15 protein-coding genes are annotated in these 13370 nt (G+C 43.2%); all 15 read left to right on the top strand.

The annotated features are described in order from the left end of the window. Positions 1 to 21: 21 nt before the first annotated feature. A complete protein-coding gene (locus OCU77_RS20420; protein WP_107302722.1) occupies positions 22 to 501 on the top strand; it encodes a hypothetical protein in 480 nt (159 codons plus the stop codon). A 48-nt stretch (positions 502 to 549) separates the two neighbouring features. Beyond that, positions 550 to 837 carry a hypothetical protein gene (locus tag OCU77_RS20415; RefSeq protein ID WP_048900894.1) on the top strand — a complete coding sequence of 96 codons (288 nt, stop codon included), beginning with the start codon at positions 550 to 552 and terminating at the stop codon, positions 835 to 837. A 345-nt stretch (positions 838 to 1182) separates the two neighbouring features. Further along, the gene (locus OCU77_RS20410; RefSeq protein WP_204375187.1) at positions 1183 to 1605 is read left to right on the top strand and encodes a hypothetical protein; all 423 of its coding nucleotides are present in this window, start codon (positions 1183 to 1185) and stop codon (positions 1603 to 1605) included. 35 nt (positions 1606 to 1640) lie between these two features. Further along, entirely contained in the window at positions 1641 to 2564 is a 924-nt protein-coding gene (locus OCU77_RS20405) for a hypothetical protein (RefSeq protein WP_048900892.1), read from the top strand. Beyond that, a complete protein-coding gene (locus tag OCU77_RS20400) occupies positions 2557 to 4335 on the top strand; it encodes a terminase (protein WP_239686090.1) in 1779 nt (592 codons plus the stop codon). The genes OCU77_RS20405 and OCU77_RS20400 overlap by 8 nt, the downstream gene beginning before the upstream one ends. Positions 4336 to 4344: 9 nt before the next feature. Beyond that, positions 4345 to 6450, top strand: a complete 2106-nt coding sequence (locus tag OCU77_RS20395; RefSeq protein ID WP_107302721.1) for a portal protein — start codon at positions 4345 to 4347, stop codon at positions 6448 to 6450. 3 nt (positions 6451 to 6453) lie between these two features. Beyond that, positions 6454 to 6954, top strand: coding sequence for a hypothetical protein (locus OCU77_RS20390; protein WP_048900891.1), 501 nt, complete (start codon positions 6454 to 6456; stop codon positions 6952 to 6954). Then, entirely contained in the window at positions 6951 to 7568 is a 618-nt protein-coding gene (locus OCU77_RS20385) for a Gp49 family protein (RefSeq protein WP_048900890.1), read from the top strand. The genes OCU77_RS20390 and OCU77_RS20385 overlap by 4 nt, the downstream gene beginning before the upstream one ends. Next, a complete protein-coding gene (locus OCU77_RS20380; protein ID WP_048900889.1) occupies positions 7561 to 8046 on the top strand; it encodes a hypothetical protein in 486 nt (161 codons plus the stop codon). The genes OCU77_RS20385 and OCU77_RS20380 overlap by 8 nt, the downstream gene beginning before the upstream one ends. Before the next feature lie 612 nt (positions 8047 to 8658). Then, on the top strand, positions 8659 to 9780 hold the full coding sequence (locus OCU77_RS20375; RefSeq protein ID WP_048900887.1) for a hypothetical protein: 1122 nt from the start codon (positions 8659 to 8661) through the stop codon (positions 9778 to 9780). 14 nt (positions 9781 to 9794) lie between these two features. Further along, a complete protein-coding gene (locus OCU77_RS20370) occupies positions 9795 to 11027 on the top strand; it encodes a phage capsid family protein (RefSeq protein ID WP_048900886.1) in 1233 nt (410 codons plus the stop codon). Between the two features lie 56 nt (positions 11028 to 11083). Continuing rightward, positions 11084 to 11497 (top strand): hypothetical protein, encoded by a 414-nt coding sequence (locus OCU77_RS20365; protein WP_048900885.1) that lies wholly within the window; start codon positions 11084 to 11086, stop codon positions 11495 to 11497. 135 nt (positions 11498 to 11632) lie between these two features. Further along, on the top strand, positions 11633 to 12106 hold the full coding sequence (locus OCU77_RS20360; RefSeq protein ID WP_048900884.1) for a hypothetical protein: 474 nt from the start codon (positions 11633 to 11635) through the stop codon (positions 12104 to 12106). A gap of 2 nt (positions 12107 to 12108) precedes the next feature. Beyond that, positions 12109 to 12687 carry a hypothetical protein gene (locus OCU77_RS20355; protein WP_048900883.1) on the top strand — a complete coding sequence of 193 codons (579 nt, stop codon included), beginning with the start codon at positions 12109 to 12111 and terminating at the stop codon, positions 12685 to 12687. Between the two features lie 9 nt (positions 12688 to 12696). Then, a complete protein-coding gene (locus tag OCU77_RS20350; protein ID WP_107302720.1) occupies positions 12697 to 13362 on the top strand; it encodes a phage adaptor protein in 666 nt (221 codons plus the stop codon). The last annotated feature ends 8 nt before the right edge of the window (positions 13363 to 13370 follow it).

Here is a 13370-nt window from a genome sequence, read left to right as displayed (position 1 = left end):
GTTTAAGGCAAGGATAATACAATGCTTCTATCGAAAAAAGAAAAAGAACTTTTAGAAAAAAAAGTTAAAGAACTTGTCGCAAGAATTCAAACATCTTCAATTAACGAATCAGTAAAACTACAGCAAATGATTCAGCGAAATAAATCACGATTGGATCTACATGACGCTGTATGTCAATTCCCAAATCTTCGCATAGCGAAAAGGAGATTGATTGATTCTGTTTGGACGCTAGCTTTTTTAGATATTGGCAACAAGCAAGCACACGTCTTGTTGTATGGCCGTGAGTTTATCCCAAGCTATTGCATTGAGCGTGAACTACCATCGGTTAATTGTATAGAGAGTGATACATTTGTCAGTTCGAGAACGCTGGCAGCATTTGAGTACCAAGGTGAATATTTTGAAGTGTTAAATCTAAAAAATATTTTTTCTTACAATAGTTCGTTAGAGGAAGTTTCCCAACTTCTTGACGTTGCAAAATCTGTTTTAGAAACAGAAATGTGAAATCGATGGTCACTTTAATTTTGTTGGATAACCATAAGGTATTTAAGAATGAAAAAGTTAATAGGTTTATTTTTGGCAATGGTTGTTTTTAGTGGCTGTTCAACTATTCCTGAAGGTGCGCCAAAGTGTACAGTGCAAATTAGACTTGATACGCCAGTGTTTTGGTGCGGTGAGAATTGCGTACCTGTGATTGAGGCTCCATTGGTTAAAACATATAAGCGGTTTGATAAAACTCTTTACCGGGTTAGAAGTTTGAACGTTCACGGACTACTAAGTGAGTCAGATATTGTAACTATATTGCCTGAGAAAGAGATTTGTACAAAAGCCTACATGTGAACCTCTGCTAGAGGAAACAATAAGAACGAGACTTAGACAACCTCGATAAGCCTACCAACTCCAAGTGGTAGGCTTTTTTTTGTTTGTCATTTGCGAGTTGATAACGCTGTGTATTGCGCCGTGTATAAGTGCAGTTTTGTTTGAGTGTGAATTACGGTGTAACACTTTGATAAATAAAACATTGCCAAGTAAATACAACACTAATAGGAGATTAGTTAAAAAACAGGATATTTTTTGCTCTCGCTTGCCCTTGTTGGTAACAAAATGCATCGAACGCTTACTTTGCAGTGTTATTTGTTATCATCCATCTACACGGAATTGTGTATAACCAAGCAAAGGTGAGTAGTGACAGTTTTCATACCGATGAGGCACCTTGGCAGTCTCGCACCAAAGACAGAGAAGAAAACAAAGCCTAAGACCAAGGAAGAAATCAGAAAGGCATACATTAAGCTCCACGCTCGAATACAGCGTAACTTGCTTGGCTTACCTAAATTTGAGGCCGAAGTTCGTTTCCATCCTAAACGTATGTGGCGGATGGATTACGCATGGCCGGATCTTAAGATTGCTTTAGAGGTTCACGGTGGGCACCACGCTAATGGCCGTCACAACCGGGGCGTTGGTTTCGCCAAAGATAGAGAGAAGATGAACGAGGCGCAGCTTCTTGGCTGGCTCGTTATCGAAGTGACATCGGACAATATACCTCAAATGAGAGAGTGGATTGAACGCGCCATGGAACATCGAACGCGAACAAGTGGTGACGAACAGTGATAATATCGCGTGTTCAGTAGATCGGAGGTTTTCAGGTGAACACATACAATTGGAAAATTATTAAAAAACAATACATTAACGAACATGCTGAAACTGGTGTGGATGTTAAAACGTTTTGTGTTCGCAATGGTTTGAACTATTCAACTGCAAGAAAACACTTAAATAACAAGTTGTTAGGGAAAGAACAGAACAAAGAACACGAACAAGAACCAAAGAACACAGAACAAAACAAGAACACGGTATCGAGATCGGCGAAAAATAATAATGCCAACGTTAGAAAGTCAAAACGCCAGCCAGCAAAATCCGCCGATTCGCCCAAACAATCAAACAGAGGCGGGAAGCGTAGCGGTTCCGGTGCACCAAAGGGTAATAAGAATGCGTTTGTTCACGGCTTAATGAGCCGTGCCTTTGGTGATTTGGTGAAGTACAGCCACCAAGTCGATGACGAATTTAAGCTTGAGGTTCACAAGCTTGCCTCCATACAGGCGCTTGATCATTTCGTTAAGTACAAAGATGAACTTGAGCAGTTCCTCGAAGCGTTACCAGAAGACAAGGCACCGACAGAACTTGAACAGGAAACCATTGATAGGTTAGAGCGCCGTATCGAGTCCAGCTTTAACAAGGTGACTTATCACACCGGGAAGTTGGAGGCATTAGAAACATCGATGGCGAACCGTAGATATACAAACAGATCCACCAGCAAAGTGATCGCGCAAACTACTCATGTTGAAGTCGATACGAACCTCAAACGTAAAGGTATTGGTTTGGCCGAGGCCAACACGAAAAAAGCCACCGCACAAACAGAACTCACCATGCACGAATTGGACATGAAGCAGCGTGAAGGCTTGGGTGATGATGATGATTTGGGCATGTTGTTGGATGAGATACAAGACACTACCGATGATGAGATCTTGGAACGCTTCAAGGCACGTGGTGGAGAGCTAACAGAAGATGAGTGATTTTGTTGCTGCGGCCAAGGATGTGATCAACGGGAGTAAGTTTAACCCGGCAATGCCGATGCTTACTGATTTGCAATTCAAAGCATTGTCACGGCCAGAGAAGCGGCGATATTTCCGTACCTACATCGCCAATAAGCATTGGCGGTTAAATAATCTCTATAAAGTTGAGAATGAAACCGGGAAGGTAGTCACGTTTAAAATGCGTGATGCACAACGTGAGCTGTTTGAATCTGCGCACACGTTCGAGATTATCCTTAAGGCTCGCCAGCTTGGGTTTAGTACGTTTATTGATATTTACGCGCTTGATAGTTGTTTGTTCACCAAGAACTATAAGGCGGGCATCATTGCTCAAGATCTTGAGAGTGCCGGGGCTATCTTCCAAACAAAAGTAGTTTTCCCATATAACAACCTTCCAACCTACATAACGTCACGTAAGCGAGTGATACAACGTAACGGTGGTAATAATGGCGGTGGTTTGAAGTTCAGTAACGGATCAAGCATTCGAGTGGCTACTTCCTTCCGTTCCGGTACGCTTCAATTTCTTCACATATCAGAGCTAGGCCGTATTTGCGCAGGTGCACCACAAAAAGCTAGGGAGATTCAAACGGGTTCAATGCCTACAGTCCATGAAGGCAGTAAGTTGTTTATCGAATCAACGGCAGAAGGTGCAGCCGGGTTATTCTTCGACTTATGCAAGAAAGCACAAGAGAGGATCATGAGTGGGATACCTCTTGGTGCCAAAGATTTTAACTTCCGTTTCATACCTTGGTTTACGCATCCTAAGTACCATTCACCAGTGCCAGCGGCAGGACTCAAACTCTCAAAATACTTTAGAGACTATTTTCAGGCAGTCGAAGAAGCAACAGGGGTTGTACTGCGGGATACACAAAAACAGTGGTACATGGAAACCTATGAAAAGTACGAAGAACACACCAAGCAAGAATACCCGTCTACACCTCAAGAGGCGTTCTTAACATCCGGTCGCCGTGTATTCAGCCCTATTAGCTGTATGAGAGCAGAAGGACGAACAGAGAAACCACTGCTTGTTTATGACGTGAATCCTGCAACTGGGAAGATGGTCAATGTTCGCGATGAAGTGAATCGTGAAGGCCAAAGCGAGAACATGCAGAAAGGGTTGCAAGGTTATCTGCTTATTTGGGAGCTACCAAGTAGTGACAAAGACTATGCACTTGGTGCCGATGTTGCCGAAGGCTTAGAGCATGGTGATAGATCGTCAATTGATGTACTTGATGAAAACGGGGTACAGGTTGCCCACTGGTTTGGTCATCTTGATACGGACCAGTTCGCAAAGGTCATTGCAGCAGTTGGGAAAATGTATAAAGGCGCTGATGGCCGAGCAGCATACGCCGCACCAGAACGAAATAACCATGGTCATGCTGTATTGAATGTCTTACGTGATATTTACCCGTCAGGGCGAATATACGAAGAAGAACACCACGATAAAGAAGATGAAGATGAAGGCACCGGGAAACTTGGGTGGCTAACCACACGTAAATCGAAGCCCATAATTATTTCTAACTTGATTGAGCAACTGCGCAATAATACCGATGGCATTAGGTGGATTGGCACAGTTTCAGAACTCAATACATATGTTTTTGATTCAAAAGGAAGCATGAACGCCATCGCTGGCGGTTTTGATGATCAGGTCATGAGCTATGCGATTGCGCTTGAAATGGTTGTAAGAATGCCAAGAACAATTAAGAAATTAGCATCCCGCACCAAACGTAGTAGCGATTGGCGAACGAAGTAAGGGTAAAAAATGAATTTGAGTGACGACCATAGTAAATCGGACGGCAAAGGTTTTAACTTAACCCAGTTAAGCCGTCTATTGTCTGACATTGACGTACAACCAAACTGGCGAGATCCGGCACAAACATGTTGTGACTATTATGATGGACACCAGATAAGCTCTGAGGTGAAAGAAACATTAATCGATCGTGGTCAACCTGTCTTAATCAATAACCTTATTGCACCAACGATTGATGCAGTTTTGGGTATGGAGGCCAGAACACGAACGGATCTTATGTTGGCCGCAGATGATGATGACGGCGAACAACTTCAAGAAGCATTGCAAGAACGATTCAAGGACGCATGGCGATTAGCCAGAGCAGACCGAGCGAATGCAGACGCTTATAGTTCACAAATAAAGTCAGGCTTGGGATGGGTTGAAGTAACACGTAACGATGATCCATTTTACGGCGGTAAATACAAAGTTAAGCCTGTGCGCCGTCAAGAAATGTGGTGGGATTGGCACGCCAATGAAGCCGATCTCTCTGATGCCCGGTGGATTATGCGTAAACGTTGGGTTGATGCTGATGAAGCAATTAGTTTTTTCCCTGATCATGCCGAAATTATTAAACAAGCCATCAATAACTGGGCTGACTTTGCCGATGTTGAAAGTTACCAAGAACAGGATAGTGGGTTGTTAGCTGCATACCATGAGTTTGATAGTTGGGATCGAAACCAATCAGAATGGATGGATCAGGAACGTGGGCGGATTTGCCTCCAGGTTATTTATTACAAGACCTTTCGCCGTGGTTACGTGTTAGACCTACCAAACGGTAGAACGATTGAATATAACCCTACTAACATCGCTCAATCCGTTGCTGTGAAAATGGGTAAGTTTACACCGCGTGTTGCTGCATGGGCTGACATCCGTGAAGCGTGGTTTGTTGGTGTCCATAGAATTGTCGATCGTGAATGTGTTGCACCGACCGGATACTTTCCTATTGTACCTTTCCTTGGATACCGTAAAGATAAATCAGGTGAGCCATACGGCATCATTGACCGCATGATCAGCAGTCAGGATGAAATCAACTTTCGCCGCATGAAGCTCACTTGGTTACTACAGGCCAAGCGTGTTATTGCGGATAAGGACGCAACAAACATGAGCCGTGACGACCTTCTTAATGAGGTTGAACGTGCTGATGGTTACATTGAGTTGAACCCTGATCGTAAAAACAAGAAAACCATAAGTGAAGCCATCCAGATACAGCAAGACTTCAACATCGCAAGCCAGCAATTCACGGTTATGCAAGATGCTATGAGGCAAATACAGGATGTTGCCGGGGTTTATAACGCCATGATGGGGCAGGATTCCAGTGCCACCAGTGGTGTTGCTATCAACTCGTTAGTTGAACAAGGCGCGACTACGCTTGCAGAGATCAATGATAATTATCACTACTCGCGAACACGCGTTGCTGATTTGCTGATGGCCTACTTGATTGAAGATCTTGCCAAGCAATCAAATATCTCTGTGACCGTAAATAAAGACGATGTTCACAAGCGAAAAGTAGTTCAACTTAATGTTTCAAATGATGACGGTAGCGTAACCAATGACGTTAAGCGCTGGAAAGGTCACATTGCACAAGCCCCAGTCCAACAAACTGCAACATATCGCGCTCAAATGGCACAGCAGCTAACCGCGTTGGTTGCTCAGTTACCGCCAGAAATCCAAATGGCAACCTTAGATATGGTTGTTGAATTGATGGATATTCCAAACAAACAAGAGATCTTAAACCGCATCCGTCAAACGCTGAATATTCCTAAACAGCAAGAAGATATGACAGAGGAAGAACTTGCAGCACAGCAGCAACAAGCTGAGAAACAAGAGCAAATGGAACAGCTACAAATGCAGCAAGTGAAAAGTGAGGTTGATCTAGGGATGGCTAAGGTGGCCGAACTGCAAGCGAAGATTGAAAAACTTAATCGGGATATTGAATCAGCAGATGTTAGTGATCAGAAAGTCGAAGCGGATACGGCCAAAGTGTTAACCGAAGTTCAGCAAGTGAAGGCTCAAGCAGACAATGCGGTGAATGCCGTACTTGAAAATCTTGATCAGCAGTTGGCAACTATGGAGTTTTAACCTATGTGGGATGAAGTAAGAAAGATAGTTAGTAAAGCAGCACCTCTTGTCGGTTCATTGCTTGGTGGTGCACCGGGCGGTGCCGTTGGTTCAATGGTCGCTAGTGCGTTAGGGGTTGAAGATGACCCAAAGGCAGTTATGGCCGAGCTAAAGCGTAACCCTGACGCATTGCTCAAAGTTACACAGTTAGAGAATAGCAACGCAGAAAAATTACAGGAACTCGCGCTAGAAAAATACAAAGTAGAGCTAAATGATACTCAGGATGCTCGCCAAGAACATGGCGATCACTGGATGCCAGCCGCTCTCACTATGATTTTAGCGCTTATGGTAACTTTGATGTTCATTTCATTGATATGGGCGCAAATTCCAGAAGCGTATAGCCAAGTTGTGATCATGATTGTCGGTGCCGTTCTTGGTGCCTTTGGTACTGCTATCGCGTTTTGGCTTGGTAACAGTCGTGTGTCTGGTGTGAATATGCCAGCTTTTAAAAGGAATAAGAAATGAAAGAAGAACTTAAAAGCTATGTGGTAGAGCAAACTCGAATTAGCGAACTTATGCAAGAGTTTGGGTGTACGGGTAAGCATGTAAAGCCTAAAGATATTCTTGATCGCATTGTACAAGTTGAGTTCAAGACCGTGGTGATCTGCGGTAAGCAATTTATGTATTGCGGGATCGCATTAAAGAGCAATAACCCTAATCGACCTTTTGTTGTGGTTGGTAAGCCGTCAGTGTGTATTGATCCGGCGAACTGGCGTGATGCTATCGGCCATGAAGTAAGTTTTAACAACTCATTTGAGGAGATATACAAACTTGAAGCATATCGAATGATGACGGAGTACAAGCCTGTAGAGCCAGAGCATAACGTACCTAAAGGATTCACACGTTACAACGGTGTAAATATCACGCGTGATGCTTATCAGCTAAAAGATGAAGATACCAATAACTTTGGAGTTATTGGTAGTGGCCGTGCCATGTTGGAAATTGCCGGGGAGCAGATTAAATTTTCATTTAACTGCCAGTCAAACCAAATCAAACCGGGTGATTTCATCGTCTACTTAGATGATGAAGATATTTATCACTGTTCAGAGAAAGTTTTTACGGAGCGTAACTATGTTTGATCCAAGATTGCGAAGCTATAAGCCTAAATACTTTCAGACATTTGAGCTATGCAGCCGCCGGGCATATGCTCGCCGTGGAAATAAGGTGTTAACTGGTATTGATACCCGGTTACTTATCACCATGGATACATTGCGCGAAATATTAATGGAAATAGACCCAGATAAGGCCGCGCTAACTTGTTGCGATTGGTACTACGGCGGTAAGCGTCAATATAGTTGCTTGAGACTAGCCAATGAACCGTATTCAACTGACTTTTCACTGCATAGCCGGGGTAGTGCCGCCGACTTGATTAGTAAGCATTATATGGCTGATGAGTTACGGGCGATCATTATTAAGAATAGAGACCGACTACCATACTTAACAAGAATGGAAGAAGGTGTTAGCTGGTTACACATCGATGTTGCTAATTTGCCTGAAGAAGCATCGATCGATGAAATTATGATGTTTACGAAAACTGGCGAGGTTCGGTACATTTGACGTTACTTAACACAAGTCGGAGCATAATTCCGGCTTCAATCAAGAATATAAGGAAGTATTTGCCATTATGGATTGATGGGTATTCAATCCTTAATTTTGGTTGTGGGAAGTATTGGAGGTGAACTGATACCTATATAAAACAAAGGCTTAAGCCGATTTTGTTACATCATTATGATAAGTATGCTTGTGAGCCGTTCTATCCAGAGCGTGATATTAAAGCTCTATATGACAACTTTTATGATGTGGTATTTTGCTGTAACGTCTTAAATGTGAACGATGATAATAATTTACCATCGGTAATTTATGATTTACATTCGCTGAATTGTGGTACATTTGTCATCCAGATATACGAGGGCAACAAATCAGGTAATGGTGGTTGTACTCGTGATGGGTATCAAAGGAATGAGCCTGCGGAGAGTTACCGGGAAATCATCCATGAAGTTTTCGGTGATTCGACAATTGAAAGAAAAGGAAATGTCCTTTTAGTAACACGCTAAACAGGAACATAAAAAAGCCAGTCCACCGCCTTTGCGGGGGCTGGCTTTCTTGTTCGCAGTGCGGCGATAAGCACACCAACCAACGTAGCTATACGAAAAATAGCCAGAGGGGAAAATGACTACAGAACTTGACCAAGCACTTTTATCGGGAAGCGTTGACGATATTGATAAGTTACTCGAAGAAATGAACCTTGATGACGATCTAGGGATTTTGAGTGGCGATACAGGCGGCGACACGGACACTGGCAATAACGAAATGGCTGTAAGCAAGGAAGAACCAACGATCCCAGAGGTCATTGATACTACTAAGCAAAATGGTGACGGCAACCAAGTTGATGCAAATAGTGGCTCGGATACCCCGAACAATGGAAGTGTGAAAGAGATTGACGGACAACTGTATGTAGCAGTCGATCCAGAACAAGCGGCAATTGCCAGCAAGGACGGTAAACACACCATTCCTTATTCTGTTTTGGAAAAAGCGCGTAATACCTCAAGCGACTATCAAAGCAAAGTTGCTCAACTGCAAGAGGAATTAGGCCAAGCGACAACCGCTAAACAAAAGGCTGAATTGTTTGCCAAGCAACTGGAAGAAGCCGGGATCACTCCTGACAAATTACCAGATGAATTGCTTAGTGATCCAAGTGCCCTTGAGAGCTTGCAAGATGAAATGCCCGGCGTTGCTGGTCAGGTTATCGCAGCACTCGTTAAGCGACTACAACAGCAACCAGCACAAAGTGAACCAAGTACCACTAATGAAGCAAGTAATGTCGAATCCGCCTTACAAGCGGAGGAAATGGCAGAGCTACGCGGGTGGGAAACAGGCGATCCAGACCGTTGGGATATGGCGTTAATTATCGACAACAAGTTAAAAGATGACCCCGCGTTCTCAGCGATGCCACTTAATGCGCGTTTCGCAGAAGTTCAGCGACGTGTGAAAACAGCGTTTGGTGATCCAGTTCAGGAATCGATTCAACAAGAGTTGTCGAAGAATGATAAGGGTAATCAAGCGAACCAACCACCAGCGGAACAAGAGAAACAACCACTAGGTCAGGCACCGCAACAAAACATTATTCCTAATTCGCCATCACAGCTTGGCGGGAGTTCGACTGACACAACACAGGCAGCACATGAGGCACTGGCAAATCAAGATCCACTGGCTCTTGAGCGGTCACTATCTAGTATGTCGCCTGAAAAAGTAGAAGAATTTCTGGCTAACGCGGTGATTGCATTAGATTAGTCGGAGTTAATTAAATGACTGCTATCTCTAAATCGCAAGCTGCTAAAGCGTTTGGTGCGGCGCTATTTACATCTACGCGCCGCAAAAACACTTTTGTAAATATGTTGACAGGTTCAGCACCTCAATCTGTGCAAGCTGACCGCAACCGTAATAAATCACAAACAGAAGCGGGCGCTCCCGTAGTTATGGTTACTGACTTGTCACGACAAGCTGGTGATACCGTTGAAATGGATTTATTCCACAACCTTAATGGTCTGCCTACCATGGGCGATAAAAAGATCGAAGGTCGTGGTGAGTCACTAGATAAAGTTGAATTTGAACTAAGCATTAACCAAGGTCGCCATAACGTTGATTCAGGCGGCAAGATGTCACAGCAACGAACTAAGCAAAACTTGCTACAAGTTGCTCGAACTATGCTTGGCAACTATTTCAATGATCTACAAGATGAAATTGCCACTTACCACTTAGCGGGTGCGCGTGGTGATTTCATGCCGGAAGATATGATCGTTCCAACGGCAGATCATCATCTATTCGCTGAAACCATGGTTAACCCAATCACAGCACCAACAGCCGATCGTCACTTCTTTGGTGGTGATGCTGATGCTATCGATGGCGCTAACGGTATTGTCGCGGCGGATAAGCTAACGCTATCTAAAATCGATGAAATTGCGCTGTATCTCGAAGAAATGGCTCACCCAATTAAGCCCGTCCGTTTTGAAGCTGATGCGTTATACGGCGAGTCTCCATTCTTTGTGCTGTTCGTTACACCACGCCAATGGAATGACTTATGGACGGACGCGCAAGCAAACGGAAAGGTCACGGAATTAATTGCCAATGCTGTTAACCGCTCCAACGGCTTTAAGCATCCGCTATTCCAAGGTGATCGCTTAATGTGGCGCAACATTCTTGTTCGTAAATACAGCAAGCCAGTACGCTTTAATTCGGGTTCATCCGTTCAAGTTGGTAATGGTAACGGTGACGGCAAAGAAAACACCGTGACAGCCAAAACGTTAATTGAGCGTGCAATCTTGCTTGGTGCACAAGCATTAGCTAACGCATACGGCAAAACATCGTCAGGTGCGCAGTTCAACATGACAACTAAGAAAGTAGATCATGACAATGGCCGTGAAACGGTGATTGGTTGGATGAACGGCTTGAAGAAAGTACGTTTTGAAGAAAAGAGCGGCCGTGTTAACGATTACGGTGTAATGGTTCTCGATACCGCCGTGGGCGGTTTATCTAAGTAACCCGGTTGACTGGCAGAAATGCCAGTCATCAATGATTTTGGTAAAGGATAAAGATCATGGCTATTAAACAAGCTCCTACTTTAAAAGACGTTATTTATAACGGTACACATGGCAACTTATCGGTTGCTATTGGCAAAGTACCTCAAGGCGTATTTGCAGCAACTGATGTGATCGAGCTATTGAAACTTGATGCTGGCGTAAAGCTAGTTGATTTAACGCTAGTCGTTACTAACGTTGATGCTAAGGCTGCATCAGCAACCGTTGAAGCCGAGATTAAACCAAAAGGCAAAACGGCTATTAAGGTTTCAGATCTTGATCTTAAGGCTGTCGGTGATCAACGTGCAGAAGGTTGGTTCCCTAAAGAACTCTATGATGTGCCTTGTACGCTACAGCTTAAGGTTACTGGTGCATTTAAAGCGGATGATGAGGTTTACTTTAAAGCCTTCACCACTGCGGTTGGTTCTCTATAAGTTAACCGATAAGGCTAACTAGCCAGCCATAAAGTTGGCTGGCTTTTTTTTATGAATTTCCCCTCCTGGTTAATTTGATTACGGATAAAACAGGAAGGAAGCAACACCTTAATTTATAACAAAAGGGTTTTGATCATGACAGATAAAATGAAAATCGTTTGGATTGGTGAGAAAGATTTAAAAAAAGTAAATCGACAAGGCCGTGATTACTTCTTTCCTCGCGGTCAAGTTGTTAGCGTTCCAGAGCATATTGGTTATGACTTACTACAGCTTGTAACGTGCTTTGCTTTACCTGAAACAGCAGACAAGTTGATTGCTAAACAAAAAGAAGAAAAAGAAACTCGTGAACGTCTTGAAGCCGAAGCGATTAAAGCGAAAGAACTTGAAGACGCAAGCAAAACGTGGCGCGTATTCATTGATGGCGATGTATGTAACATTTCAAAATATGCAAAGGCTAAACTCGAAACTGTCATCGTTTCGGAAGAACTAAACATTGATCCACTAGACATTAACCAACCCCTTGGCGTTACAGCAACGGAAGCGCTACGCATGGCGGTGCGTGATGCTCTACATGCTAAAAGTGGCAACCCTGAGTTACAGGAAGCATAACAATGAGCGCACTATCTGATCTTTATCAAGTGGTGCGCCAGCGTTGCCCCGGCGTCATAGATTTTATGATGCTTGATGCTCTCGTTGATGCTTACCGCGAATTTTGTCATCAATCAGAATTCCTGATTGAATCGCAAGACTTGGTCCATCCAGCAGTAAATAAACCATTACCAATTACAGCAACAAAAGAACACACCATTCTAAAAATAGAATCGGTTAAAACTAAAGACAGTCGTGGTCGTGAAAAAGAACTTTATCAAGATTCTGATTATGATTTTGATGGAGGTTCAATCACGTTTAATAAACCTCACGATAACGCCATAGTATCTGTAGTTGTTAAGCCAAGCCGTGGTTTTGATTACTTACGAGTAAACGACTACTTAGTTGAAAATTTTGGTGAAGCAATTGCAGCAGGGGCGGCTAGTCGATTACGCCTCCAAGTTAACGAGAAGTGGTTTAATCCTGATCTTTCAGCAATGTATCAGCGTGACTTTATTGAAGGATACCGGGATGCATACAGACTGCGCCGGGAGCAATTTAATACTTTCCATAACAAAACACGAAAACGTCAATTTTATTAAGGTGATGAAATGGCAAATACACTAATTAAGGCATTTATTGACAAAGCCAAGGTGAGAGTCGTTGATGAAGACATGATCCGGTGGGATTTGCCATTTTGGATAACTGCATTGAATGATGCTATCAATGCAGTTATTACCATCAGGCCGGATGCTCACGCAAAAACAGCAGAGTTTTCTTGTGTGGCCGGAACCATACAAACGCTTGATGAAAACTTTAATATCTTATTAGACGTGATCCGCAATGTTAAAGGTAAAGCGGTTCGTGGCCTTGATGATATGGAAATGCTTAATAACTATAGGCCAGATTGGATTGAATCAATCGATCAGAAGGCCGCAGATTGTTATATGCAGGATGAGAGTAATCCGAACACGTTTTACATTTACCCCGGCGTTTCTGACAAGCACAAGCTATTAATTTCGGTATCAATGTTTCCTGATCCAGTAACTCAAAATGGCTATGCGAGTAATGAAACGATCTCTATTTCTCCTGCCTATGACAATGCGATTATCGAGTACATGATCTACTTGGCTTTCATCCGTGATGCTGAATTTGCATCAAATGCAAGCAATGCAGCTCTTGCACAACAAGCATTTTTTAGTTTGCTTGGTGTTAAGAGCAAAGCAGATTCTCAATTCTATAAAAGCTACCAGAGAAACCAGCAAACCCCAAAGTAAGGAATAAC

The sequence above is a fragment of the Photobacterium swingsii genome (genome assembly GCF_024346715.1).
In the GTDB taxonomy this organism is placed as follows: domain Bacteria; phylum Pseudomonadota; class Gammaproteobacteria; order Enterobacterales; family Vibrionaceae; genus Photobacterium; species Photobacterium swingsii.
Note: the sequence above shows the minus strand (reverse complement) of the source record. Positions and strands in the feature narration are given on the sequence as shown.

Coding starts and splice junctions, on each gene's coding strand:
- OCU77_RS20365 (WP_048900885.1), top strand. CDS start 11,084: ATGGCTATTAAACAAGCTCCTACTTTAAAAGACGTTATTTATAACGGT.
- OCU77_RS20375 (WP_048900887.1), top strand. CDS start 8,659: ATGACTACAGAACTTGACCAAGCACTTTTATCGGGAAGCGTTGACGAT.
- OCU77_RS20355 (WP_048900883.1), top strand. CDS start 12,109: ATGAGCGCACTATCTGATCTTTATCAAGTGGTGCGCCAGCGTTGCCCC.
- OCU77_RS20415 (WP_048900894.1), top strand. CDS start 550: ATGAAAAAGTTAATAGGTTTATTTTTGGCAATGGTTGTTTTTAGTGGC.
- OCU77_RS20400 (WP_239686090.1), top strand. CDS start 2,557: ATGAGTGATTTTGTTGCTGCGGCCAAGGATGTGATCAACGGGAGTAAG.
- OCU77_RS20370 (WP_048900886.1), top strand. CDS start 9,795: ATGACTGCTATCTCTAAATCGCAAGCTGCTAAAGCGTTTGGTGCGGCG.
- OCU77_RS20380 (WP_048900889.1), top strand. CDS start 7,561: ATGTTTGATCCAAGATTGCGAAGCTATAAGCCTAAATACTTTCAGACA.
- OCU77_RS20390 (WP_048900891.1), top strand. CDS start 6,454: ATGTGGGATGAAGTAAGAAAGATAGTTAGTAAAGCAGCACCTCTTGTC.
- OCU77_RS20385 (WP_048900890.1), top strand. CDS start 6,951: ATGAAAGAAGAACTTAAAAGCTATGTGGTAGAGCAAACTCGAATTAGC.
- OCU77_RS20360 (WP_048900884.1), top strand. CDS start 11,633: ATGACAGATAAAATGAAAATCGTTTGGATTGGTGAGAAAGATTTAAAA.
- OCU77_RS20420 (WP_107302722.1), top strand. CDS start 22: ATGCTTCTATCGAAAAAAGAAAAAGAACTTTTAGAAAAAAAAGTTAAA.
- OCU77_RS20395 (WP_107302721.1), top strand. CDS start 4,345: ATGAATTTGAGTGACGACCATAGTAAATCGGACGGCAAAGGTTTTAAC.
- OCU77_RS20350 (WP_107302720.1), top strand. CDS start 12,697: ATGGCAAATACACTAATTAAGGCATTTATTGACAAAGCCAAGGTGAGA.